The following is a 24312-nucleotide window of genomic DNA, read 5'->3' on the forward strand; positions in this document are numbered from 1 at the left end:
AGGGGTAGGTGTCGAGGCTGATGTCGGCGCCGGCGGCGAGGGCCTTGTCGAGGAGGCGGCGGGCCCCGGGGCGATGGCCGGTGTGGGCCGGTGGCCGGTCAGGCCTCGTCGTGGCCTTCCGGGGCGAGCAGGATCGCCGTGTTGGTGCGGTGCGCGACGGCGTCGCTGACCCGCGGGTCGAACAGCGCCTCGACGGAGCTCCGGTGGTGGGGGCTCAGGACGATGAGATCGGCGGCGAACTCCTCGGCGGTATCGGCGATGGTGGTCGCGACCTGGGTGGTCAGCCCCCTGACGAGGGTTCCCTCGGCCTTGACGCCCTGCTCGCGCAGGGCCGTCAGCGCCTCGTCGAGGACCGCCTGGGCCTCGGCGTCCTCCTCCAGGGGCACGATCGCGGCGACGGACGCGGCGGAGGCGATGACGTGTACGACGCGGACCTCGGCGTTCGTCAGCTTGGCCAGCTCGCCGGCCAGCCGCACGGCGGAGCGGCGGGCGGGGCTGGGATCGACGGCGACCAGGATGCGCTGGAACACGGACACTCTGTTTCCCCTTCCGGGGGCCTGGAAGGTGTACTCGGTGGTCAGGGACGCCGGATCACGGCGTGACGGGTCGGCGCGTCCGGCGCCGAACGAGTTCTTCCAGCCCCACCCTATGATCATCGCACCGGTCTCCGGCGCGACGGACAGCGGCCCGTGTAACAGCCACTGAACTGCCGTGACCCGGACGGTATCGAACGCGCGGCCGACCGTGCGGACGAACCCGCGGCCCCTCACCGCATGACGTCGACGAGGTGAGGCACGACGCGGGTCAGCCGGGTCACGCCCCACAGGATCAAACCGGCCCCGGCCACCTCGGGCAGCAGCCACCACCCGGTGCGGACCGACTCGTCGAACAGGGCGACGCCCAGCAGCAGACTCACCGCCGCGTCGCCGATCGTCAGCGCGGGCTGGGAGGCGACGAGCGGACCGGCCTGCAGCGCGTTCTCCAGGAGCAGCAGCGCCGCGATCCCGGTGAGCGCGAAGCCGTAGGTCTGCCAGGCGGTGAGGAACGCGGCCAGGCCGTCGTCGGCGAGACGGCCGGTGGCCGACTTCATGAGCGCGGCGGTCAGCGCGTTGCCGATCGCGGCTCCCGTGGCCAGGCCCGCCGCGCGGAACAGCGGCGACGACGAGGACCGCACGAGCAGCACGGTGACGGCGATGGCGCCCAGGGTGAGGGCGAGGACCGGGACCCAGCGCTGCATGGACGCCTGCTGACGGCCGCCGGACGGGGCCGCCGCGGCGAGCAGCAGGGCCAGGCCGGCCACCACCACGGCGATCGTCCGCCATCCCTCCGGGCTCGGCCTGCGATGCATCAGCGGCACGGCGATCAGCAGCGCGAACGGCAGCTCCAGCATGAACAGCGGCTGGACCAGCGCCATGGGCCCGTTGACCAGGGCGAGCGCCTGGAAGACCGCGGCCCCCGCCACGCCGGCAATGCCGATGGCCCAGGCCGGCCGCCGCATGAGCACCAGCAGCAGGCGCAGTCCGCTGCGGCCGGGCGCGGTGGACGCGGCCTTGCGCTGGAAGGCCGTGCCCGCGGCGTTGCTGACGGCACCCAGGACGGCGAAGAGCACGGCGAGCACCATCATGGTTCCAGCATGCCCTCTGCGCCCCGCCCGCTCAGCCCCGGAGCGTCCGCCGCCGGTGCGGAGCGGGCACTACGGCCGGAGCACGATCTTGCCCTGGGCGTGCCCCCGTTCCAGGTCACGGAACGCCTCCCGCACCTGTTCCAGCGGGTAGACGCGGGCGATCGCGACGTCCAGCTCGCCCCGGGCGGCGAGCCGCGCGAGTTCACCGACCACGACCGCGGACGCGGCCGACCCCTCCCCGTAGGTCCGGGCACCGACCCGGGCCGCGGCCGGCCAGTCGCGGATGGTGTCGATCCGTTCGGGCCGCACGCCCAGGTCGACGGCCATGTCCACGTAGCCGTCGCCGAACGTGTCGATGAACGCGTCGACGTCCTTGCCCCCGGCGGCCTTCCGGATCCGGTCGGCCACCCCCTCCCCGTAGACGACCGGGACGACGCCGTGGGCCGTCAGCCAGGCGTGGTTCGCCTCGCTCGCCAGCCCGAGGACGGTGGCGCCGCGCCGCCGCGCGAGCTGTACGGCGAGTGACCCCACGCCGCCGGCCGCCCCGGACACCACGAGGGTCTCCTCCGGCCGGGGGTCCACCGCGAACACGGTCGCGTAGGCGGTGGTGCCGGCCACGTACAGCGATCCGGCCACCTCCCAGGACAGGCCCTCCGGACGGGACACCAGGTTGACGTCCTCGGCCACGACGTACTGCGCGTGGCTCGCCCGGTTGTGGGTGAAGCCGAGGACCTCGTCGCCCACCGCGAAGCCGCGCACCTCGGGGCCGGCCGCCACCACGACGCCGGCCAGGTCGCTGCCCTGCCCGGAGGGGAACGTCGCGGGCCAGCGTCCGTGCCGGGCACCCTCGCGGATCATCACCTCACCGGGCTGGATCCCGGCCGCGCGGACCTCGACCAGCACCTGACCGGGGCCCGGCACCGGCCGCTCGACCTCCTCCACCCGCAGCACATCGATCCCGCCGTACGCGTGGAACCGCACCGCCTTCATCGCATGATCACCGCTCTTCCTCGCTGAGAGAAGCCCTGGCCGACCAGCCGCCGGCCGGCCACACACCGACCACGGCTCCGCGTTCAACGACCCGGCGGCGCAACTCTCTTCCCGCGGCCTGAATTGAGGCCCATCAAGGCCCGGTGATTTCAGGAGAGTTGTTCGGCGAGCGGGTCGCCGGCCAGGAACGCGGCCAGTTCCGTCCGGTCGGGCGCCGTGGCCGGGCCGCGACGGGTCACCGAGAGGGCCGCCGCCGCGTTGGCGCCGCGCGCGGCCGTCAGCGGGTCGAACCCCTGGCCGAGCAGGGCGAGAAACGCCCCGACGTGCGCGTCGCCCGCGCCGTTGCTGTCCACGGCGGTGACCGGGAAACCCGGTACGTGCACGAGCGGTTCACCGGGGGCGACCAGCCAGCAGCCGTCCTTGTCGGCCCGGACGAGCACCCCGGCCCCGGGGGCCAGCCGCTGCCCGAGCGCCGCCGCCGCGGCACGCGGATCCTCGTGCCCGGTCATGATCCGGGCCTCGCGGGCATTGGCGCTGAGCCAGTCGGTGCGGGTCAGAACGGGGGCGAGGACGCTCTCGGTGATGTCGGCGACCAGCGGTCCCGGATCGAGGCAGAGGATGCTGTCGGCAGGCAGCGTGGCGGTGAGGCCGGACAGCAGCGGGCCGTTGCCCGGCAGGGCCAGCCCGTAGCCGGAGAGCTGGACGAGGTCACCGGGACGCAGCCGGGCCCGGACCGCGGCCACGTCGGCCGGTGCCAGCGTGGCCTCGGCTCCGAAGCTGGTCACGAAGGTGCGTTCGCCGCCGGAGTCCACCAGGGCCACCGTGAAGCCGGTGTCGAGGTCCGCACGGGTGGGCAGCAGCGTCCCGATGTCCTCGGCGGCCAGCGCCGCGCGGACCAGATCGCCGTGCGGCCCGGTGCCGTGCAGACCGGCGTAGACGGCCTCCGTGCCCAGCCGGCGGGCCGCCACCAGCGTGTTGAAACCACCGCCGGCGGTCGTACCGGTGCGGGTGCCGACGACGTCGCCGCCGCGTTCGGGCAGCGCGGGAATCTCGATCACCACGTCGGCGATCACGTTCCCGGCGAGCACCAGCCGCCGGTTCATCGGTCGGCTCCCTGGAGGCGGGCGGCGGCCGGTTCACCGCTGTCACCCCGGGCGGGCGTGGCACGCCGGCCGAACAGTGCGTACACCGCCGCGGCGACGGCCATCGAGACCGCCCAGCCGAGGCCGTTGACGCCGAACCAGGTGTCGCTGAGCGGTCCTGCGAACCAGACGTCGTCCGCGCTGGTCGAGGCCTTGGTGAAGAGCAGGCCGGCGACGATGGCGAGCGCCCAGCCGAGGACCGCGGGCAGCCGGAAGCCGCCCGAGTACCAGTAGGCGCTGGACCGGGTGGTGTCCATCAGGGCCCGCGGGTCGTAGGTGCGGCCGCGCAGCGAGTCCACCGCGATCACTCCGATCCAGGCCGAGATGGGTACGGCCAGCAGCGTCAGGAAGGTCGAGAACGGCCCGTAGAAGTCGTCGGCGACCAGCATGAAGTAGACGCCGCCCGCGAACATCAGCACGACGTCGACCGCGACGGCGTACGCGCGCTTCACCCGCAGACCGAGGGTGATCATCGTGAGCCCCGCGGAGTACGTGGAGAGGTGGTTCGACATCAGCAGCCCGCCGAAGGCCGCGACGAGGTACGGGATCGCCATCCAGGAGGGCAGCATCGCGTTGATCGCGGCGACCGGGTCGGAGGCGGTGGCCAGCGTCCGGTCGCCCGCCGAGAGCAGCGAGCCGAGCGAGATCAGCAGCACCAGCGGGATGCCCGCGCCGAACGCCGAGGCCACCACGAGCCGCCGGCCCGGGATCGCGCGCGGCAGGTAACGGGCGTAGTCCGCACCGGCGTTGGCCCAGCCGATGCCCGTGCCGGAGGCGATGAAGCCCACCCCGGCGACCACCGCGCTGGTCGGCCCCGCCGGGGTGTCGAGCACCTTGGACCAGTCGACGGTCGAGATCAGGAAGCCCATCACCACGAGGTTCAGGACGCCGAAGACGACCGTGGCCCACTTGTTGATCCACATGATGGTGGCGTGGCCCAGGCCGCTGATGAGCAGCGTGCAGGCGATGAAGACCAGCAGGCAGACCAGGGTGAGCACGGTGTTCTGCCGGACCCCGAACGCCGTGTCGAGGAGCGCCAGCAGCGCGTAGGCCGCGGTGGTCGTGGAGATGGTCTCCCAGCCGACCCGGCTCAGCCAGGTGATCAGGGTCGGCCCCGCGTTGCCGCGCTGCCCGAAGACCGCACGGGACAGGGTGAGCGCCGGGGCGCCGCCCTTCTTGCCCGCGAGGCTCAGGGCGCCGACGAGGGCGAAGGAGCCGAAGGAACCGACGACGGCCACGAGGACCGCCTGCCAGATGTCCAGGCCGCGGAACGCCACCAGGGTGGCACCGAGCGGCAGCCCGAGGATGCTGATGTTGGCGGCGAACCAGGTCCAGAACATCTGGCCGGCATGACCGCGCCGTTCACTGTCGGGGACCGGTTCGATCCCACGGGTCTCGACGGTACCGACGCGATCGTTCGTCTTCGAAACGGCCATGACGGAACCTCCTTGCAGGGTGCGGAAGGGCGGGTGACGGGGCAGGGCGTCGGTCGGCCGACGGGGGTGACGGGGTGGTTCAGCGGTAGGTGAGCAGGGCGGCCGTCAGAGGCTCCAGTTCGAGGGAGTTGACGGTGCGCAGGGTGCGGACGGCCTCGGCGGGCAGCGCGGAGAACCCGGCGACCGAGCCGGCGACGGCGCCGGCGATCGCCCCGATGGTGTCGCTGTCCCCACCGAGGTTGGCGGCGAGCAGCGCGGTCCGCCACGGGTCGCCGTCCGCCAGGGCGAGCACCGCGAACGCGGCGGGCACCGACTCCTGGCTCGCCACGCTCGTGCCGACGAGCGCCACGACCCGGTCCAGGGCCTCGGCCTCCGTGCGGCCCCGCACCAGCTCCCACGCCCACTCGATCCGGGCGGCGATGTCCGCCCCGGCGATCCAGTGCCCGCGCCGCGCACCGGCCCGGGCGGCGGCCACGGCGGCGGCGACGGCCTCGTCGAGCGAGCCGCCGCCGACTCCCGTGCTGACGGCCGCGGCCACCGCTGCCGCGCTGGCGATGCCGAGGGTCGTGTCATGGGTGACCTGGCACGACTCCACGACACGGTCGACGAACGGTTCGAGTGGATCGGCGGCGAAGGCGATCCCCACCGGGGTGACGCGCATCGCGGCGCCGTTCGTCGTACCGTTGCGCCCCGCCTCCCGCGGCGGGACACCGCGGGCCACGGCGTCCAGCGCGGCCTTGGTGGACGGGCCGAGGAGGTCGAAGGACCCCTTGGCCTTCATCTCCTTCTCCCAGTCGAGCAGTTCCTGGGCCAGCCGCAGCGGATCGATCCGGCCGCGCCCCTCGACGAGGAGCCGGCCGACGATGACGGCCTGGTCGGTGTCGTCGGTGACGGACCCGGCGGGCATGCCCGCGCTGACCGGGTTGTCGGGACGGGCGGCCTCGAAGCCGGTCACGGTGCCGTACACCCGTACGACGTCCTGCCTGGACATCACCTGCGTGGGCATCCCGAGGGCGTCACCGAGCGCGAGTCCGTAGAACGCGCCCAGGGCGCGGTCGAGTCGGTCGGTCACGAGCGGCCTCCGTTGCCCGAGCGGACGTGCAGTTCGAAGCGGGCGGGGTCGAGCAGACTGCCGACCTGCTCGACCACCGAGCCGTCGGCGGCCCGGTACACCTGGTCGAGGCGGAGGAAGGACTCGCCGGGGGAGCGGTGCAGTACGGCGGCCTCGGCCTCCGCAAGACCGCGCACCGAGACGACACCCTCACCGGAGTCGCTGACCCGGCCCGCCGCGATCAGCGCCCGGCTGAGCGAACCCCCTTCAAGACCGCGCTCCGGCAGCCCGGCCAGGTCACCGGTGACCGGCACCCTGCTGCGCTCCAGCGACACGCCCTGCCCGTCGGGCAGCCGCCGGACCCGGTCCAGCGCGATGAACGCGTCGGACGCGAGCGCGAGCCGGGCCGCCAGCTCCGGATCGGCGATCTCCTCGAAGCGGAGGATCTCCGTCGTCAGCTCGGTGCCCTGCGCGGCCAGCGCCCGGGTCCAGCCCAGGCGGTTGTCGAGCGGCGCCCCGTCGAAGGTGACGAAGGAGCCGATGCCCGCGTGGGTGGCGATGAGGCCCTCCTCGCCGAGAACCTGCAGGGCCTGCCGAAGGGTGGTGCGGCTGACGCCGAACCGCTCCCTGAGCGCGTGCTCCCCGGGGAGCCTGCTGCCGTCGGCATGGACCCCCGCTCGGATCTCGTCGGCGAGAACACGGGCGATGCGATGATGCTTGTGAACCTGTCCAGGCATGTCTAGACAGTAAATGAACAAGTCCCGGCGGTCCAGAGATCCCGACCTGCCTTCTAAACTTGACTCTGTCAAAACTAGAGGGTTATGTTCGATGTGTGCCGAGGTGGCGAGAGTCCGTCGGCGCACGGCCATCACGCACCCCACCGCGCAAGGCGAGTGGGCCGACTCATCGGGAAGCGACATGCACTGTTACGACTGCGCCCAGTCGGGGCGTCACGAGAGCAACGGGATCGGCGCCTGCACGCGCTGCGGCCTCTTCACCTGCGCCGACCACGCACGGGTCCTGCAGACCACCGTGCAGCGTCCCGTCGGGGTGATCCCCATGACGAGCGCCCTCCCGTCCCGGCGCCTGGTCTGCGGCACCTGCCGTACGGCGGAGGCGGCGTAGAGCTGACCGAGTCAACTCTGGCTGTATCGTGCCCTCACCGGGCGGAACGGCCGGTATGCCGTAGGAGAGCGACATGACCATGGAGCAGTTCGCGGGCGACCTGCTCAGGCGCAAGGGCCTGCGCAGCACGGCCCAGCGCAGGGCCGTGCTGACCGCTCTGCAGGGCCATCCGCACTCCACGGCGGCCGACCTCGAGACACGCATCGGCACGGACCGGGCCGACGCCGGCGGACTCTCCCGGCAGGGCCTGTACAACGTGCTGGAAGACCTGACCAAGGCCCAGCTGGTCCGTTGCATCGAACCCGCCGGCTCACCCACCCGGTACGAGCTGCGCGTCGGCGACAACCACCACCATCTCGTCTGTCGGCGGTGCGGCCGGATCGAGGACGTCGACTGCAGCGTCGGCGTGGCACCGTGCCTCACCCCCGACGAGGACAAGGGATTCGCCGTCGACGAGGCCGAGATCACCTGGTGGGGACTGTGCGCGGAGTGCCGACAGGCCACCGCACAGCAGTGAGCCCTGCCGACACCACCCGCACGTGACGCAGGTCACCCCACCCTGTGAGCCGATTCAGGAATGCGCGCTCACCGCATCCCGCTGCAACGTTCTTGGGGTGGACTGGGCAAGGGTGCTCGGTGCGGTCGGCCACGGAGGGCGAAGAAACCATTCGCTTCCGTCCGGCCACCCCTCCCGAACCCGCCGTCCCCGAAAGGTTCCCCCGCTCATCATGCCTCTGGCTCTGCTGGCCCTTGCCGTCGTCACGTTCGGCATCGGCACCACCGAGTTCGCCACCATGGGCCTGCTGCCCCAGATCGCGGACGGCGTCGGGGTGTCGGTGCCGCACGCCGGCAACCTCGTCTCCGCCTACGCCCTCGGCGTCGTCGTCGGCGCCCCCCTGCTGACCGGCATCGGCGCCCGCGTGCCCCACAAGCGGCTGCTGCTCCTGCTGACCGGGCTCTTCGTCGTGGGCAACACGGCGTCCGCGCTCGCCCCGAACTTCGGCCTGCTGTTCGCCGCCCGCTTCCTGGCCGGACTGCCGCACGGCGCCCTCTTCGGCGTGGGCGCCGTCGTCGCCTCCCGACTGGTGGCCTCCGACCGCGCGGCACGCGCCGTCTCCCGGGTCTTCCTCGGCCTCACCATCGCCAACATCGTCGGCGTCCCCGCCGGCACCGCCCTCGGCCAGCACCTGGGCTGGCGGTACGCCTACTGCGCGGTCGCCGTCATAGGCCTCGTGGCACTCCTCGCCCTCGCCCTCCTCGTACCCCACCAGCCGCGCGGCGCGCAGGCCGGCATCCGGCAGGAACTGCGCGCGATGGGCAACCGGCAGGTCTTCATCGGCCTGGCCACCGCCGTCGTCGGGTTCGGCGGCTTCTTCGCCGTCTACAGCTATCTCGTCCCCATGCTGACGCACGTGACGGGCCTCTCCGACGCCTCGACCACCTGGGTCCTCGCCCTCTATGGCGTCGGCATGACCCTCGGCACCCTGCTCGCCGGCCCCCTCACCGACCGCGCCCTGCGCCCCACGCTGTACGCCGGGATCACCCTGCTCGGTGCCGCGCTGGTGACGTTCTACTTCACCGTCCACAGCACGGTGCCGGCCCTGGTGACGGTCACCTTCATCGGCGCGATGGGCGCGCTCATCACCACGCCCGTCCAGATGCTGCTGATGATCAACGCGAAGGACGCCCCGACGATGGCGGCGGCCTCCAACCACTCCGCCTTCAACATGGCCAACGCGGCCGGCGCCTGGCTCGGCGGTCTGGTCATCTCGGCGGGCTGGGGCTGGGCCGCGCCCAACCTGGTCGGCGCGGTCCTCGCGGCGGCCGGCCTGGGACTGGCCGTCACCGGCGGCCTCCTGGACCGCGGCAACCGCCCCTCGAAGGTGGTCACCGGCCAGGAAGCCGCGACGCCGGACCGGCCCGCCGCACCGGCCGAGGGCGTCACCGAGCCGAACCGGGGCTGACCTTGTCGTTGCAGGCGGTCCGGCATCACTGCCCGCACCCGCCTGCAACACGCCATGACGGCGATGGCCCGGAACGTCGCGCACGCGGTCACGGCGCCGGGTCAGGCGGCAACCAGTGAGGCCTGGATGCGGCCGACGGCACGCAGGATCTCGTCCCGGTTCTTCGCTCGCTTGATCCATGCAGAACAGCGCATCCCGATTCGGCCGCTCACACTCGACGAGGCTCCGGCCGAGCGTGAGGATCTCCGGCATGCGGCCTGACGCTCGCCCGGTTCCCCGTGCTCTGCTGGTCACCGGCACGGTCGGTGTCGGGAAAACCTCGGTGGCCGGGGCCATGGGGGACCTGATCGCCTCCTCGTAGCGGTGGCGTTCGGTTCGGCTTTCGGCCACCCCAGCGAGGACAAGCCGGATCGCGCCGGCGTCCAGGTAGTTGCCCGCGACACACCGCCACGACGGACTGCGCCGGCACCTGAACCGCTCAGGCGAACTCGACCGAATCCTTGATCAAGCCGCAGTCGAGGACTTCACCGTCGACGCCACCAAGGACTCCATCACCGCCACCGCCATGGCCGTGCTGCAGGCAGCGCACTGGCTCTGACCCCGGAGAGGGCAGCCCGAACCCCGATGCCCCGCTCAGGAAACCTCAAGCCTCAAGGAGCCAGGACCACCAGGGCTCCGCTTGCAGCGCATCCCATCCGGCTCGCGCTTTACGAGCAGTCGAACGAGTGCGAGTAGGGCCGGTCGGGGCAGCGTGGGCAGGTGAAGAGGTAGATGCCGCCCATGTCGCCGAACATCAGGCCCGGCGGGCTCTGGATCAATCGGCGGTCGTCGTAGGGGAGGTCCCAGATGGTGCCGGTATCGGGTGTGTCCTCCACGGGCAGCCAGGCTCGCCATGACGCCCCGTCGAATTCCGCGCTGTTGACCGTGAGCAGGTGGTCCATGCGCTGACCGCACGCCGCGCAGTCGGGCCAGTCCGGCTCCTGTGTCCACGTCGGGTATCCGCCGACCTTGACGCCGTCGGCCACCGACAGGTGCTGCCAGTACGACCAGCCGGTCTCCTTCTCCACCCGGTCGAACCGCTCCCTGAGTGCTTCGGCGATCTCGTCGGGCAGATCCCAGCTCGGATAGTCGACGACCCGTTCCGGATGCAGGACGCACGGGTCGGGCAGGTAGTCCTCCTCGGCGCCGTCCGGCCTGGGATACTCGGTGAGTTCCCCACCGCACGTGGAACTGTCGCGCCAGTACAGCTTCGGCTGGGGTATGTAGTCGTGCTCGAAGGGGCACCACAGAACCTGCAGGACGTCCGTGCCGGCCGGGAAGGGCAGTTCGGGAACGTCGGTGGCGAACAGTTGGAGCACGGGCACCAGGGGCATCGCAGCCGCTCCAGGACTGAACCGACCGTGATCGTCGTCGCAGTGCGGCCAGTCCTGGGACTGCGGCCACAGGAGAGGACCGCCGAGCGAGCTTTCCCGGGGACCGGGATCTCCCGCCCGCGGATGCAGCCGGACGGTGTCCTTGCGATAGGCAGCGACCTCGGGAAACAACATCTCCACGTCGAGGGGACGTGGCGGGGTGGTACGAGTCATCCCAGACTCCTGACAGACCGACACGCCATCGGCTGATGCCGCGGCGAACGGCAGCGTAATGGCCGGGTGTGACACTCCCGCCGCGCGGCGGCCCGCCCGCCATCGCCTGACCATCGTCACCGTCGCGCGACGCTCGTTCGGTGGCGGGCCGCGGGCTACGACGAGTTCAGGTCATGAAACACCGGCGGGACGCGAGATCAGCAGCACGGGGTCGCTGAACCTTCCTCCATTGTCTGCCTCGGTGCGATGACTTGAGGTTGATCGTGGGTTCGTTGCGCGCGTCCGTCAGTCGTGCTTGGCTCGCCTGGTGAACTTTCTGCTGACGGCGAGTGGCCTGCGCAACGAGACGCTGCGGGATGCGCTGCGGGACATGCTGGGAAAGCCGTTCGGATCGGCGAACGTCGTGTACGTTCCCACGGCATCCGTCGCCGAGCCCGGGGACCACGGTTGGCTCGTCGCGGACATGAACCGGCTGCACGGCCTCGGCTGGCGCGAGTTCGACCTCCTGGAACTCAACGGCCTGCCCCGGCAGATGGTGCTCGACCGGCTGCTCAACGCCGACGTCATCTATGTCGGGGGCGGCAACCACTACCACCTCGCGCGCAGCATCACCGGCAACGGCCTGGCCGACGGCTTCCTGGAGGCGCTGGAGAACCGGGTCTATGTAGGGCTCAGCGCCGGATCAATGATCTTCAGCCGCCATCTCACCGCACACTCCGCCGACGTCATCGGGGACGCCACGGACCTGCACGTACTCGGCGCGACGACCGTGGAGCCGCCGTTCGGCCTCTTCGACTGGTACCTCAAGCCCCACCTGTACTCGCCGGATTTCCCCGAGCGGGACGACGCCTGGGCCGATCGCATCGCTGCGCGGGCGGACTTCCCGATCTACTTCATCGACGACGAGACGGCCGTTCGCGTCAGGGACGGCAAGCTGGATGTCATTTCTGAAGGCCGGTGGCGGTTCCATCCGTGAGTACGCATTCCTGATCGGCGGTGCTCGGGACGGCCGGGCAACCGTGCTTGCCGTTCCACGGCGTCGCGTGATCGGATGGCGGCAGCATCGCGTGCCGGTGACGGTCTGCGTCAGGCATGGAGGTGCGGAAACGAAGGGGCCGCCACCCGTGGCTTCCCGTGCCGGCGACCGCGCAGTCGCCTTGAGCCGGCAGCTTGCGCGAGCGCATCAAGAACTGCGTCGCCAGATCCGCGAGATCAGGACCAGTCTGGGACACCGCCGGTTGGACGACGACGTCCTGCTCACCCATTGCCTGGCTTTCTGTACCGCGTTGACCTCGCACCATCAGGGCGAGGACAACGGGATGTTCGCTCAATTGCTCCGGGAACGCCCGGAGCTTGCTGCGACGATCGCGAATCTTGTCGAGGACCATGGACTGATCGCCTCGATCCTGTCCCGGGTGGGCGAACTCGCGGACAGGGCTGTTGAACCGCGTGGTTCAGCCCTGGAGGCGATCGGGCGTGAGCTCGACGGACTGGCGGCGATCATGGAATCCCACTTCAGCTACGAAGAGCGGACAATCAGTGAGGCGCTCGACGACGGGAAACCTGACGCGGACTGGCCCGACATGGTGTTCGGGTTCGGAACGTGACATGGAGCGCCTTCTCCGACCACGCTGGAGTATGACCGGGCGGACATGCGCGAGGTGGGCGCAGGCGAGCTGAGCCGTCCCATCCGCAGGCCGGCCTGTGTACTGGCTTTCCGTCTCCGCGCCGAGTGTCATCCTGCTTCGGCCGGAGACGAAACGCAGGCGTTGGCGCCGCCACCTGACAGTAGAGCCCGGCGGAGCGGAAGTGCTGTGAGCAGCACGAAGATGCCGAAGAGCGTGATCGGCAGCAACCCTGTCGGATGGAGAAACGCGGTGGGATGCGCCATGACCGCGCTCCCTGCGACGGTCCAGTTGCCGGCCATGTCCGCGAGCATGACCACCGCGGCCAGTGAAGGCCCGCCAGGACGAGCACAGAGGATCAGCAGCGCGACCAGTGGATCCAATACCAGGAGGACGTGGAAGAGCAGTTGGACGAGCTTCGGTGCGTAGCTGTAGGCGTCAAGCCCTTCCGTCACCAGCAAGTACCCGTGCATTCCCGTCCCTTCCAGGAATCCGATCACATACACAGCCGCCGTGCACCTGATCCGAACGGGACGATCCCCCCATCGCATGGCGATCACCCTAGCTCGCCCTTGACCGCCAGGATCGAACGATGCCGCGTACGCGATCGTCTGCACGGGTGTTCCCCGCATGTGAGAGCAGCCGATCTCCGATCATGTACTCCGTGCGAATCAACGAGGCCGCCGGCAGCGGTGCTGTCCGTCCGGCCCACGGGAGCCCATCAGGTGGTCAGCCGGCCTCCGCCCCTGCGACCAGCGCATCGATCGCCCCGCGCAGCGCCGCCAGTTCGGCCGGGGTGGGATCGGCCGGTTCGTGCGGCACCAGCGCAGCGGGGTTCACCACGGGGGTGGTGCCCTCAGGGCCTGAGGCTCCCGTGGCGCGGGCCAGGGGCGCGCTCATGTCGGGCAACGGAGCGGTGAGGCCGTCGCCGAGTCTCCGCAGCGCGGCCGTGAGGGGAGGCGACGGAGCAGGGCTCGGTGTACTCGCTGGGCGCGAACCCCGAAGGCTCGAAGGTCTCGAACCAGCCCGGCGTACGGGTCAGGTCCCTGCCGAGGCCCAGGTGGTGGGTCAGGTCCCCCATGCCGTCGTGCGCGAAGCGAACGTCCCAGCCGGGCCATGTCCGGGCCAGTACGGAGCGGGCGGCGAGGTCGTCGGCCCAGCCGTCCGCGAAGGCGAACCAGTGCGGGGTCCGGCGGTCGTGGTCGACGAGTGCCGCACCCTCGCACCACACGTCGTCGAGCCATTCGTCGATCTCCCGGTTGGCGCGGAAGCAGCGTGTCGCCGCGACCGGGCCGGGCAGCAGATCGTGAACCACCTGGTTGCCGGCCCAGTGCGAGTAGTACCGCTGCCCGGCGCCGTTCTCGACCACCACGTACTGCGCTCGTGCTCCCATGACCAGCGAGGCTGGCGCCGCTGTACGACGGGCGCCGAGCGAATTTCCGGCGACCGACTCGGGCCGCCCCCGGGGATCAGGCCGGCCGTTCGCGGAGCTCGACGAGTGTCGACGCGGTCAGCGGGAGTGGTGCGTCGGCCGGGTCGACCAGGACGACGGTGCAGGTCGCGGCGTGGGCGAGCGCGGTGGTGAGGCTGCCGTCGGCGAACTGGGCGAGGGGCCCGCGCGGTGAGCGGCCGACGGCGACGGCACGGGCGTGGACGTCGGCGGCGTGCCGGGCGAGGACCCGGCCGGCGGCGGCGTGGTCGCCGACGCTGTCCAGGATCTGGCCGGTGGCGGCGAACCCCTGGGCGGCGAGCCGGTCGAGATGGGCGACGACCGCGGCCCGGGCCTCGTCGGGGGTCTCGGTGTCCGCCGCCACCTCCTCCACGACGGCGGTCCGCTGGACGTGCACCACCTCCAGCGGGCTGCCGGTGTCCCGCGCGAGCCGGGCGGCGGCGTCCACGATGGCCGCGGCCCGCTCGTGGGCACCTACGGCCACGACGACCGGACCCGGGCCGGCCGCGGCCGGCCGCCCGACGGGCGTGAGAGCGGGGACGGCCGGCTCGCCGCCGGCCAGGCGGGCCTCCGCGTCCCGCAGCAGCCCATGCCCGCTGGCCAGCACCGGGATCGCGAGCAGGAAGGTGCCGGCGCCCAGGTAGAACGGCACGCTCAGGTCGGTCGCGTCGGCCAGCTTCCCGGCGACGTACGGGGCCAGGCCGCCGCCGATGAACCGCAGGAAGCCGTAGGAGGAGGAGGCCACGGGACGCTCGACCGGCGAGACGACCATCACCGCCTGTGTGGTGAGCGTGTTGTTGACGCCGATGAAGATGCCGCTCACGATGACGGCGACGATCACGACCCTCGGCGAGTCGACACCCGCGGCGATGACGGCCATCACCGCGCCGAGGCCGACGAGGTTGGCGTACAGCACGGGCGCGGTGCCGAAGCGGGCCTGCAGACGCGGCGCGAAGAAGACGCTGAACGCGGCCACCAGCAGACCCCAGCCGGTGAAGACGAGCCCCAGCTGATGAGCGCTCAGCTCCATCGGATACGGCGCGTAGCCGAGCATCGTGAAGAAGCCCCAGTTGTACAGCAGGGCCATGATTCCCATGGTCAGCAGGCCACGGTGGCGCAACGCCGTGATCGGCGCCAGCGGCGAGGTACGGCGCTCCGGCCTGGGCAGCGCGGGCACGAAGGCCAGCGTCGCGAGGAGCGCGATCGCCATCAGGACGGCGACACCGAAGAAGGGACCCCGCCAGCTGATGCCGCCCAACTCGCCGCCCAGCAGCGGGCCGACGGCTATGCCGAGGCCGAGGGCGGTCTCGTAGAGGATGATCGCGCCGGCGAAGCCGCCGCTCGCCGAGGCGACGATGACGGCCAGCGAGGTGGCGATGAACAGGGCGTTGCCCAGCCCCCACCCGGCCCGGAAACCGACGATGCCGTTGATCGAGCCGGAGGTGCCGGCGAGTGCGGCGAACACGACGATGATCGCGAGACCGGTGACGAGGGTGCGTTTGGCGCCGATCCGGCTGGACACCCAGCCGACGATCAGCATGGCGACCGCGGTCACGATCAGGTAGCTGCTGAACAGGAGCGAGACCTGGCTGGGCGAGGCGTGCAGGCTCTCGGCCAGCGCGGGCAGGATCGGGTCCACCAGGCCGATGCCCATGAACGAGATCACACAGGCGAACGCCACGGCCCACACGGCCTTCGGCTGCCTGAAGGGGCTCGCGGCCCTCTGGTGCGGTGCACTCATCAACGGTCCTCTCTCCGGATGCGGACGGACGGGACGGATGGCTGGATGGGTCGGATACGGGACAGATGGCTGGACGGGACGGACGGGGGAGGGCGTCGCTCCTGCAGGCGCGCAGGTCCGCAGGCGCCTCAGTCGCGTACCCTGCGTTCCTCGATCGCGCGGGCCAGGGCGGGCAGGGCGATCCGTACGGCCCGTTGTTCGGCCTCGGTCAGTTCCTCGACCAGTTCCTGAAGGGCACGGGTGCGTTCGGCGCGGCGCTGCCGGGAGACGTCGAGGCCGGTCGCGGTGATCTCCACGAGAACCCCTCGGCCGTCGGTGCCATCGGCGTTCCGTGCCACCAGCCCCGCGCGCTCCAGACGCCCGACGAGCTGGGTCATCCCCGGCTGTGAGACGCCTTCGGCACGGGCCAGTTCGGTCAGCCGTAGCGGCCCTTCTCGGCCCAGCCGGGCCAGCGTTGCGGAGGCGGCGGTGCTCAGGCCGCCGGTCGTGGCGCTGTGCCGTACATGCCGTACCAACTGCTCGACGGCGACCATCAGTTGCTCCGGTGCCCCGGCGAGGCCGGCCTCGCCGGCCGGTCGGCCGTCTGCGGCCCGTTCTTCGACCCGGTCATCCATAACCGCATTATGCATCTAGATGTACTGTGAAACAAAGGGGTGGGAGGGCTTCTCTCGGCAGGACGGTCCGGTGACCGTCACAGGTCGACGCGTACTCCCAACCCCCGTGCCCGTGCCACGTCGTAGGCCACCCGGACCGCCGCGACGTCCAGGGCCGCGTGCCCGGTGGACTTGAAGACCGTGAGGGCCCCGGTGTCACCGCCCCGCCCCGGATGGTCGCCGGCGAGGACGGAGCCGAGGAGGGTGACGGGCCGTCCCGGGGGCAGGTCCTGGAGTTCGTGGGCGCCCGCCGGCGGCGGCGACGCGGCCGCGCCGGTCCACTCGGCGAACAGGGCCGCGTCCCGGATCGTGCCGGGATCCAGTTCGGGCCCCTGCGAGCCGCCGACCGAGGAGACATGGACGCCGGGGGAGAGCCACTCCCTGCGCACGACGGGAGCGGTGGCGCCGGTGCAGCAGAACACCACGTCGGCCGTGCGCACCGCGTCCTCGATGCCCGTGGCTACCTGTGCGCCCGGGAACAGGGCGGCCGCCTCACCCGCCCGCACCGGGTCACGGCCGGCCACGGTGACCTCCGCCTGAGGCCGGACGGCGGAGAGCAGCGCCAACTGGGCCCGTGCCTGCGCTCCCGTCCCCACCACCGTCACGCGTCCGAGACCGGGCCGGGCGGCCAGGGCCAGCGCACTGTGCGTGGCGGACGCCGCCGTCCGGACTTCGGTCAGCGCCTCGGCGTCCACCAGCGCGAGAGCCCGCCCGTCGTGCTCGTCGAACAGGACCACGAGCCCGCGATGGAAACTCCGTCCTGGGTGCTCCGGATCGGCGGTCACGGTCACCAGCTTCGCAGCCAGGCCCAGCCCGGTGACGTACCCGGGCATCGCGCCGAGCAGGCCGGCCGGCGTCAGGGCGGCGATCCGCGGCGGAACGGAGACCTCGCCACGGGCGACCGCGACGAGTGCCCGGCCCACCGCGTCGAGCACGGCGGTCGGCTCCAGCGAGGCGGCCGTCTGCCGGCGGTCCAGCACCAGCACACCACTCACCACCGGCCCGCCTCCGCTCCGTCCGTGGTCAGCGCAGCCACCAGTTCATCGGCAGCCGCGCGCAACTCCCGCTCCACGGCGGCCAGTTTCGGGCCGTCGAACTCGGCCTCCGGCCCCACGACCGTCAGCGCGCACACCGGCGCCCCCGGGGCGGGCACCACCGCCCGGCTGACGGAGGCCACCAGTTTGTCGTTACGACCGTGCTCCACGGCGACACCGGTCCGCACCACCTCGGCCAGCTCCCGCGTGAGGTCGGCGTCGTCCCCGGGCTGCCTGCCCAACCACCGCTTCCGTGCCTCCGGTTCGAGCGCGGCGACCAGGGCCAGCGGCCCGGCGAACCGTCGTACGGGAAGCAGCTCGCTCCGCAAATGGCTGATCATGGCGAGCCGTTCGGGTCTGACCACGTCGATCACCCGGCCGCCGCCTTCCTCCAGCACCTGGAGGTTGACCATCATCGAGGTCGTCGCGGACAACCGCTCCAGCACCGGACGGGCCAGCGCGGTCAGCGAGTTGCCCGCGGCCGACGCGGACATCCGCAGCACGGCGGCGCCCGGTAGATAGCGGTCACCGGCCCGCAGCACCCAGCCCCGCCGGACCAGGTCCAGCAGGATCCGGTACGCGGTGGCGCGGTGCAGCCCGACCTCGGCCGCGAGGTCGGTCAGCCGCACGGGGTGCGGCGCGCGCGAGACGGCCTCGACCAGGTCGAGGGCCTTGTCCACGGCCGACCGGGGCGGCCCCGGGGCGACGGGTGCGTCGGGCATGACGTCGGCTCTTCCCTCTCGTCCCCGGTGCCGCGACGACCGCGGCCCGGCGCGTCCTGTCCGGTACGGGCCCTTGCGGCGGTCCACCGGCTGCAGAGTACAGTTACCTGGATTTTCACCACACGATACAGCTGTTACGTACTGCGTAACAAAGCTTCAGTGGACCGAAGGGTGACCATGACCGACCTGCCCCCGGGCGCCCCGACCCCCTGGGCCGCTCCGCCCGCCGGAACCGTCACGGTCTACCGCGGCGCCACCCTCTTCGACGGCACCGGCGGCCCGCTCCGGCCGAACACCACGATCGTCACCGACGGCGCCCGCCTGCACACCGTCACCGGCGACGCCGACCCGCTGCCCCCGCACGCCGCCGACGCCCCCCGGGTCGACCTCGACGGACGGTTCGTCCTCCCCGGCCTCATCGACACCCACCAGCACCTGGCCACCCCGCCCGACCGGCCCGTCGCCGAAGCGGTGCTCCGCCGCCTGGTGCACAGCGGGGTCACCGCCGTCCGCGACATGGCCGACGACCTGCGCCACGTCGGCGACCTCGCCCGGGCCACCCTGGTCGGTGAGATCCCCGGCCCCGACATCCGCTACGCCTCCCTCATGGCCGGGCCCTCCTTCTTCGACGACCCCCGCACCCACGAGGTCTCCCGCGGCGCCGTCCCCGGCGCCGTCCCCTGGATGCAGGCCGTCACCCCCGACACCGACCTGCCGATCGCCGTCGCCCTCGCCCGGGGCACCCACGCCGCCGCGATCAAGGTCTACGCCGACCTGGACGCCGCGACCGTCGCCGCCGTCACCGCCGAGGCACACCGCCAGGGCATCGCCGTCTGGGCACACGCCACCGTCTTCCCGGCCGCGCCCGGCGACGTCGTCGCCGCGGGCGTCGACAGCGTCTCCCACGTCACCCTGCTCGCCTTCGAAGACCCCACCGAGCCGCTGAGCAGCTACAAGACCAAACCGCCGGTCGACCACGACCGCTTCACCGCGGGCGACGACCCGAAACTGGCCGCCCTCTTCGCCGAGATGCGCCGCCGCGGCACGGTCCTGGACGCCACCGCGTCCATGTGGACCAGCGACGAACTCCGGGGCGACACCGCCGAGTCCACCGAACGGGCCGCCCGCAACGCCGAGCTGGCCGCCGCCGTCACCGCCCAGGCGTACCGCGCCGGAGTCGACGTCTGCACCGGCACCGACCACGAGACCGACCCCGGCGACCCTTTCCCCGCCCTGTACGGCGAACTCGCCTTCCTCGTCGACCGCTGCGGCATCCCCGCCGCCGACGTCCTGCGCTCGGCCACCCTCGTCGGCGCCCGCGCCGCCGGCACCGAGGCCGACATGGGCACCGTCGAACCCGGCAAGCTCGCCAACTTCGCCGTCCTGGACGAGAACCCCCTCCACGACATCGGCAACCTGCGCACCATCACGTACACCGTCAGACGCGGACACCGTTTCGACCGCGCCGAGTTCGAGAAGGACGCCCAGTGACCGACACCGACACCGCCGCCGGCGGCCGCCCCGTGATCGTCAACGCCCTGGGCAGTGGGTGTTCCGGCCGGGGCCCTGCGGTCGGTGAGGAACAGCGGGCCGCGGGTACGGCGGGGCGATGAGGCGGGGCAGGAGCTGGGCGGTGCCGGACTGCCAGTGGATCCACTCGGTCGACCCGCCCTTGGCGGTGATCCTGCCGTGCTTGTCCTGCGGGTAGAGGTCTTCCACGTTGAGGCACAGCACCTCGTCGGCCCGTGCGGCGGACTCGTAGAGCATCTTCCACTGCGTCTTCACCCGCAGCGCGACGTCGAGGCGCCACAAGGCGGCGATCTGGTTCTCCGCGAGAGGCTTGGTGCGGTCCGGCGGCGCCGGCCGCCGCTCGATGCCGATCGTCGGATCGCACTCGATCCAGCCTTGGCGCTGCCACCAGCCGATCGCCTTGCGCGCGATGGACAGCTCCTGGTTGACGGTGTCGGCGTCCATCTCGTCCGCCCGCGCCGCCGCCAGCTCGGCCAAGACCTCCGGCAGCGCCGGGTCGTCGATCGCGGCGACGGGGAAGACGGGCGGTTTCGCGCCTCGGCGGGCGGGTCCGGTCGGCGGCGGTTCGTCGGCGAGCATCCATCCTCACGTTGTGAGGGAGATACGGTAGATCCGCGCGGAGGACTCCGCGATGCCCGCGCCGGTGAGGTACCGCTCGACCGCCGCGGTGTACGACGACGGCGGGGCGGACAGAGGTACGACCCGAGCGCGTGGCAACCGAAGTGCGCCCCCGTTCCCGAGTTCGGTCACCGGTTCGATCGTCACGCCGTCCCGACCTTCCGGTACTGCCGCAGTAAATGCGTACACCTCGCCCCGTCGGCCGGATTGGTCCGCCGCAGGTCGCGGTGATCACCGTAGGGGCTCTGCCGCAGTAAATCCGGTATTTACTGCGGTAGTTGTGAATACGTCTCCGCGATCGAGCAACCGCCCGAATGCGTTTCTGCTGTGCGGACTTGAGGGGAGTGGACTGTCAGTGCCCGGGGCCAGCATGCTTACCTGGGTCATGCCCCAGATACTCCGTCACGGGCAGGCACTCGGCGAGCAGGTCGACGACGTCGCGCCAGGCTCGCTGCGCGTGCTGTGGGTGGTAGCCGACGCCGGGGACCACGGGGTGGTCGACCGGCGGGTGGTGGAAGGCGTGCAAGGCGCCGCCGTAGACCGCGAGGCGCCAGTCGACGCCCGCGGCCTGCATCTCGGCGGTGAACGCGTTCCGTTGCGCGGGCGGCATGATCGGGTCTTCCGACCCGACCCCGGCCCACACCGGGCAGCGAATGCGCGCCGCCTCGCCCGGTCGGCCCGTGGTCAGTGCGTTGACTGTCCCGATCGCGCGCAGGCTGACGCCGTCGCGCCCGAGTTCCAGCCCGACGGCGCCCCCGGTGCCGTAGCCGACGGCGGCGATCCGGTCGGGGTCGGTCCGCGGTTCGGTGCGCAACACATCGAGCGCCGCATGGCCGATGCCCCGCATCCGGTCGGGATCAGCGAGCAGCGGCAGGCAACGGGCCAGCATCTCCTCGGGGTCGCCCAAATAGCGCCCGCCGTGAAGGTCGAAGGCCAGCGCTACATATCCCAGCTCGGCGAGAGCATCGGCCCGGCGGCGCTCGACGTCGCTGAGCCCCATGCCCTCTGGTCCGAGCAGCACCGCGGGCCGGCGGTCGACACCGGCCGGGAGCGCGAGGTGCCCGATCATCGTCAAACCGTCGGCCGGATACTCGACCGTACGCGTCGTAATCGTCGCCATGAGACCGGACTGTAGTGATCGTCGAGCCCGGTCCGGCCGGTGTTCTGCCGCTGGCGGAACAGCGCGGGTATCCCTCTGGAATACGGCGAGGGCCCACAAGAACCGTCACAAACCCCGCCCCCACGGCAGCGCTATCGGATCACCTGCCCGGGCCACGGTGTTGGAGGCTGACCCTCGCAGCAGGATTCTGGGGTATACCGGCCCGCTCCCGTGAAGGGCGTCACCAGCTGGTTCCCTCACGGCTCAGGCAGCCTGGCCGAGACCGGCGGCGGTCAGGTCCTGCTCGCGCAGCGGGGTGAAGTCGACGTCGGGTTTCGGGTCGTACGCCTCGGGCTGGATGCCGAGTCCGTGGGTGCTGTACTCGCCGAGCCGGTTGATGTGTTCGGTCAGGTACGGCGAGATGTGCGCCAGGCCTTCCGGGTCGATCTCCCATCCCTCTTCCAGCAGCCGGGGGACGATCTCCGTGATGTCCAGGGCATTGTGGAAGATCACCGCGTTCGTGAGCAGGGCGTTGAACTTCATCGCCTTTTCCTGCTCGATGAGGTTGTTGTCGGCAATGGCACCGCGGTTGCCGAAGCCGATCCACTGGGAGAACCGGTTGAACGACTCGACCTTGTTGGTCGCCGCGGTCACCCGTCGGCGAAGCGGCGCGTCCGAGAGGTAGCGCAGGAGTTGGACGGTGCGGATCACGCGGCCGACCTCGCGGAAGACACCTACCCCTTCGTCGTCTACCTGCGCGGCGTCGACCAGTTCCGCGACCTGATCCGCCTCCTGGAGAAGCGCGGCTACCGCTCCGAGCGCATCGAGAAGATCCTCGGCCGCAACTTCCTCGACTACGCCGACCGGGTCTGGACCGCCTGACGGGCGACACGAGCGTCAGCCACCCGCCGTCGGCCGGCCGGCGGCGGCCGCACCGTCCGCCGCCGCCGTCCCCGGCACGGCCTTGGGCCGCCGCGCCGCGCCGGGCTCGCGCAGGGTGCCGAACAACAGCCGGCTGAGCACCGGCATCAGGACCAGCGGTGCCAGTGCCGTCTGCAGGGAGGTGGCGTCGGCGAGGCTGCCGAGGAGCGGGCCGGCCAGGCCGCCGACGCTCACCGTCAGACCGAGGGTGACCCCGCTGGCCGTGCCGATCCGCGAGGGCAGGTAGTCCTGGCCGAGGGTGACCTGGAGCGAGAACGGCACGTACAGGGCGACCGACGTCAGTGCCACGAACAGGTAGAGCGCCGGACCCGGCACCCACACCACGCCCGCGACAGCCACCACCGAGAGGACGTACGACCAGCGGCAGACGGTCACCCGGTCCCAGCGGCCCGCCAGGGAGCCGCCCAGCACGGAACCGACCGCGCCGCCGAGGTAGAGCATCGTCAGCGCCGCGGAACCGGCGGCGGCCCCGCCCCCCGTGCGCTGCCGGGCGTACAGCGAGATGAAGGTGCTCAGGCCGACGAACGCGACCGACCGGAACACCACGGCCAGCGACAGCCGTACGAAGGACGCCACGTCGTCGCTCCCGGCCGGCACCGGCGTGGCGGCGCCGGGAGCCCTGCCCTCGCGCAGTCCGCGCAGCACCGGCAGGCACAGCGCGGTACCGGCCAGCGCCGGTATCACCAGCAGCGGCGTCCAGCGCAGCCCGCCGCCCGCCACCACGGCACCCACCATCAGCGGGGCCAGCGCGAACCCGATGTTGCCGCCGGTGGCGAACACCCCCATCGCACCGTGGCTGCCCCGGCTGGCGAGCCGCGCGACCCGGGCGGACTCGGGGTGGTAGGCGGCCACGCCGATCCCGGACAGCGCCATGAACACGAGGGTCATCGCATAGGAGTCGCCCAGCCCGCTGAGCGCCACCCCCGCACCCCCGAGCAGGGTGCTCGCCGGCAGCAGCCAGGGCAGCGGCCGGCGGTCGGTGAGCACCCCGAACAGCGGCTGCGCCACCGACGAGAGCACGGACGCGGCCAGTACGACCCCGGAGGCGACCGCATACGAATAGCCGCGCTCGGCCACGAAGAACGGCAGCAGCGCCGCGACGGCGCCCTGGTAGATGTCGACACAGCCATGGCCGACGGAGAGCAGAGTGATTGATGAATTCCTTCGCACCCCGCCATGCTCAGGCCCCGGCCACCTGTCGCACTTCCGGTAATCTGCCAAGTAATGATGGAAATCCGCCACGAGGCCGTTGCCCCGACCGAGACCCGCCGGCTCGCCGCCGGCCACGAGATCGACGCCCACCGGCACGACGACCACCAGATCGTCTACGCGGGCCGCGGTGTGCTGGCCGTGACGACCGACGCGGGCTCCTGGGTCGCCCCCGGCACCCGCGCCATCTGGGTGCCGGCCGGCACCGTCCACGCGCACCGGGCCTACGGCGAACTCGAACTCCACTTCGTCGGACTGCCCGCCACCGAGAACCCCCTCGCGCTCGGCACCCCGACCGTGCTGGCCGTCGGCCCGCTGCTCCGCGAGCTGATCATCGCCTACACCCGCGGCGAGGACGACGACAGCCCCCAGCGGGCCCGCCTCCGCGCCGTCCTGCTCGACCAGCTAGGTGCCTCACCGCAACAGCCGCTGCACCTGCCCGCCCCCACCGCACCCCAGCTCCGCGAGGTGTGCGCGATCCTGCAGGCCGACCCCGCCGACGGCCGCACCCTCAGGGAACTCGGCCGCGAGGTCGGCGCCGGCGACCGCACCCTCTCCCGGCTCTTCCGCGCCGACCTCGGCATGACCTTCCCGCAGTGGCGCACCCAGCTGCGCCTTCAGCAGGCCCTGGTCCTGCTCGCCGACCGGATGCCGGTGACGGCGGTCGCCCACGCGTGCGGCTGGTCGTCGGCCAGCGCCTTCATCGACGCCTTCCGCCGCGCCTTCGGCCACACCCCGGGCTCCCACCGCGACGGCCCCTGAACCGGACGT

General features: G+C 71.9%; 28 protein-coding genes. 9 read left to right on the forward strand and 19 right to left on the reverse strand.

Annotated elements, in window-relative coordinates; translation table 11 throughout:
- Positions 1–98: 98 nt before the first annotated feature.
- From ABT137_RS40615 to ABT137_RS40645, 7 genes are all read right to left on the reverse strand, one after another.
- Positions 99–536, reverse strand: a complete 438-nt coding sequence (locus tag ABT137_RS40615; RefSeq protein WP_351716914.1) for a universal stress protein — start codon at positions 534–536, stop codon at positions 99–101.
- Positions 537–766: 230 nt separating this feature from the next.
- Entirely contained in the window at positions 767–1624 is an 858-nt protein-coding gene (locus tag ABT137_RS40620) for a DMT family transporter (RefSeq protein WP_351716915.1), read from the reverse strand.
- Positions 1625–1693: 69 nt separating this feature from the next.
- Complete coding sequence (locus tag ABT137_RS40625) at positions 1694–2614, reverse strand: NADP-dependent oxidoreductase (protein ID WP_351716917.1); 921 nt, start codon at positions 2612–2614, stop codon at positions 1694–1696.
- Between the two features lie 149 nt (positions 2615–2763).
- Complete coding sequence (locus ABT137_RS40630) at positions 2764–3717, reverse strand: PfkB family carbohydrate kinase (protein WP_351716919.1); 954 nt, start codon at positions 3715–3717, stop codon at positions 2764–2766.
- Positions 3714–5192, reverse strand: a complete 1479-nt coding sequence (locus tag ABT137_RS40635) for a purine-cytosine permease family protein (protein ID WP_351716921.1) — start codon at positions 5190–5192, stop codon at positions 3714–3716. The genes ABT137_RS40630 and ABT137_RS40635 overlap by 4 nt, the downstream gene beginning before the upstream one ends.
- A 79-nt stretch (positions 5193–5271) precedes the next feature.
- Positions 5272–6264, reverse strand: coding sequence for an ADP-ribosylglycohydrolase family protein (locus ABT137_RS40640; RefSeq protein WP_351716923.1), 993 nt, complete (start codon positions 6262–6264; stop codon positions 5272–5274).
- Positions 6261–6980: a GntR family transcriptional regulator gene (locus ABT137_RS40645; protein ID WP_351716925.1), complete on the reverse strand. Its 720-nt coding sequence runs from the start codon at positions 6978–6980 to the stop codon at positions 6261–6263. The genes ABT137_RS40640 and ABT137_RS40645 overlap by 4 nt, the downstream gene beginning before the upstream one ends.
- A 181-nt stretch (positions 6981–7161) precedes the next feature.
- Between ABT137_RS40645 and ABT137_RS40650 the strand changes: the two genes are divergently transcribed.
- From ABT137_RS40650 to ABT137_RS40665, 4 genes are all read left to right on the forward strand, one after another.
- Positions 7162–7368, forward strand: coding sequence for a DUF2180 family protein (locus ABT137_RS40650; RefSeq protein WP_351716927.1), 207 nt, complete (start codon positions 7162–7164; stop codon positions 7366–7368).
- 79 nt (positions 7369–7447) lie between these two features.
- Positions 7448–7885, forward strand: a complete 438-nt coding sequence (locus ABT137_RS40655; protein WP_351717065.1) for a Fur family transcriptional regulator — start codon at positions 7448–7450, stop codon at positions 7883–7885.
- 211 nt (positions 7886–8096) lie between these two features.
- Positions 8097–9332: an MFS transporter gene (locus tag ABT137_RS40660; protein ID WP_351716929.1), complete on the forward strand. Its 1236-nt coding sequence runs from the start codon at positions 8097–8099 to the stop codon at positions 9330–9332.
- Between the two features lie 430 nt (positions 9333–9762).
- Positions 9763–9930 carry a hypothetical protein gene (locus ABT137_RS40665; protein ID WP_351716931.1) on the forward strand — a complete coding sequence of 56 codons (168 nt, stop codon included), beginning with the start codon at positions 9763–9765 and terminating at the stop codon, positions 9928–9930.
- A 109-nt stretch (positions 9931–10039) separates the two neighbouring features.
- Here the strand turns inward: ABT137_RS40665 and ABT137_RS40670 are convergent, their stop codons facing one another.
- Complete coding sequence (locus ABT137_RS40670; protein ID WP_351716933.1) at positions 10040–10705, reverse strand: DUF1963 domain-containing protein; 666 nt, start codon at positions 10703–10705, stop codon at positions 10040–10042.
- A gap of 520 nt (positions 10706–11225) precedes the next feature.
- Between ABT137_RS40670 and ABT137_RS40675 the strand changes: the two genes are divergently transcribed.
- Together ABT137_RS40675 and ABT137_RS40680 are read left to right on the forward strand one after the other, a co-directional pair.
- Positions 11226–11894 carry a Type 1 glutamine amidotransferase-like domain-containing protein gene (locus ABT137_RS40675; protein ID WP_351716935.1) on the forward strand — a complete coding sequence of 223 codons (669 nt, stop codon included), beginning with the start codon at positions 11226–11228 and terminating at the stop codon, positions 11892–11894.
- On the forward strand, positions 11857–12525 hold the full coding sequence (locus ABT137_RS40680; protein ID WP_351716937.1) for a hemerythrin domain-containing protein: 669 nt from the start codon (positions 11857–11859) through the stop codon (positions 12523–12525). The genes ABT137_RS40675 and ABT137_RS40680 overlap by 38 nt, the downstream gene beginning before the upstream one ends.
- Before the next feature lie 128 nt (positions 12526–12653).
- Here ABT137_RS40680 and ABT137_RS40685 read toward each other — a convergent pair whose 3' ends face one another.
- From ABT137_RS40685 to ABT137_RS40710, 6 genes are all read right to left on the reverse strand, one after another.
- Complete coding sequence (locus tag ABT137_RS40685) at positions 12654–13049, reverse strand: hypothetical protein (RefSeq protein ID WP_351716939.1); 396 nt, start codon at positions 13047–13049, stop codon at positions 12654–12656.
- Positions 13050–13399: 350 nt separating this feature from the next.
- Positions 13400–13936 (reverse strand): hypothetical protein, encoded by a 537-nt coding sequence (locus ABT137_RS40690; RefSeq protein ID WP_351716941.1) that lies wholly within the window; start codon positions 13934–13936, stop codon positions 13400–13402.
- A 76-nt stretch (positions 13937–14012) separates the two neighbouring features.
- Positions 14013–15734, reverse strand: a complete 1722-nt coding sequence (locus ABT137_RS40695) for an MFS transporter (protein ID WP_351716943.1) — start codon at positions 15732–15734, stop codon at positions 14013–14015.
- Positions 15735–15862: 128 nt separating this feature from the next.
- Complete coding sequence (locus ABT137_RS40700; protein ID WP_351717067.1) at positions 15863–16267, reverse strand: MarR family winged helix-turn-helix transcriptional regulator; 405 nt, start codon at positions 16265–16267, stop codon at positions 15863–15865.
- A gap of 158 nt (positions 16268–16425) precedes the next feature.
- Positions 16426–17382, reverse strand: a complete 957-nt coding sequence (locus ABT137_RS40705; protein WP_351716945.1) for an ornithine cyclodeaminase family protein — start codon at positions 17380–17382, stop codon at positions 16426–16428.
- Complete coding sequence (locus ABT137_RS40710) at positions 17379–18143, reverse strand: IclR family transcriptional regulator (protein WP_351716946.1); 765 nt, start codon at positions 18141–18143, stop codon at positions 17379–17381. Before ABT137_RS40710 ends, ABT137_RS40705 begins: the two co-directional genes overlap by 4 nt.
- Before the next feature lie 177 nt (positions 18144–18320).
- On the opposite strand from ABT137_RS40710, the gene ABT137_RS40715 reads away from it, so the two are divergent.
- Entirely contained in the window at positions 18321–19634 is a 1314-nt protein-coding gene (locus tag ABT137_RS40715) for an amidohydrolase family protein (protein ID WP_351716947.1), read from the forward strand.
- A 39-nt stretch (positions 19635–19673) separates the two neighbouring features.
- Here the strand turns inward: ABT137_RS40715 and ABT137_RS40720 are convergent, their stop codons facing one another.
- The 4 genes from ABT137_RS40720 to ABT137_RS40735 all read right to left on the reverse strand — a co-directional run bounded on the left by ABT137_RS40720 (position 19674) and on the right by ABT137_RS40735 (position 22101).
- Entirely contained in the window at positions 19674–20252 is a 579-nt protein-coding gene (locus tag ABT137_RS40720) for a site-specific integrase (RefSeq protein ID WP_351716949.1), read from the reverse strand.
- A gap of 6 nt (positions 20253–20258) precedes the next feature.
- Positions 20259–20438 carry a hypothetical protein gene (locus ABT137_RS40725; RefSeq protein WP_351716951.1) on the reverse strand — a complete coding sequence of 60 codons (180 nt, stop codon included), beginning with the start codon at positions 20436–20438 and terminating at the stop codon, positions 20259–20261.
- A 205-nt stretch (positions 20439–20643) separates the two neighbouring features.
- The gene (locus tag ABT137_RS40730; protein ID WP_351716952.1) at positions 20644–21411 is read right to left on the reverse strand and encodes a dienelactone hydrolase family protein; all 768 of its coding nucleotides are present in this window, start codon (positions 21409–21411) and stop codon (positions 20644–20646) included.
- A gap of 243 nt (positions 21412–21654) precedes the next feature.
- On the reverse strand, positions 21655–22101 hold the full coding sequence (locus ABT137_RS40735; protein WP_351716954.1) for a Tn3 family transposase: 447 nt from the start codon (positions 22099–22101) through the stop codon (positions 21655–21657).
- Between ABT137_RS40735 and ABT137_RS40740 the strand changes: the two genes are divergently transcribed.
- On the forward strand, positions 22084–22272 hold the full coding sequence (locus ABT137_RS40740) for a hypothetical protein (protein WP_351716956.1): 189 nt from the start codon (positions 22084–22086) through the stop codon (positions 22270–22272). The genes ABT137_RS40735 and ABT137_RS40740 overlap by 18 nt on opposite strands.
- Before the next feature lie 15 nt (positions 22273–22287).
- Here the strand turns inward: ABT137_RS40740 and ABT137_RS40745 are convergent, their stop codons facing one another.
- A complete protein-coding gene (locus ABT137_RS40745; protein WP_351716958.1) occupies positions 22288–23502 on the reverse strand; it encodes an MFS transporter in 1215 nt (404 codons plus the stop codon).
- 54 nt (positions 23503–23556) lie between these two features.
- On the opposite strand from ABT137_RS40745, the gene ABT137_RS40750 reads away from it, so the two are divergent.
- Positions 23557–24303 carry an AraC family transcriptional regulator gene (locus ABT137_RS40750; RefSeq protein WP_351716960.1) on the forward strand — a complete coding sequence of 249 codons (747 nt, stop codon included), beginning with the start codon at positions 23557–23559 and terminating at the stop codon, positions 24301–24303.
- Positions 24304–24312 lie beyond the last annotated feature (9 nt).

The sequence above is a fragment of the Streptomyces sp. NPDC001980 genome (genome assembly GCF_040296885.1).
Classification (GTDB): Bacteria; Actinomycetota; Actinomycetes; order Streptomycetales; family Streptomycetaceae; genus Streptomyces.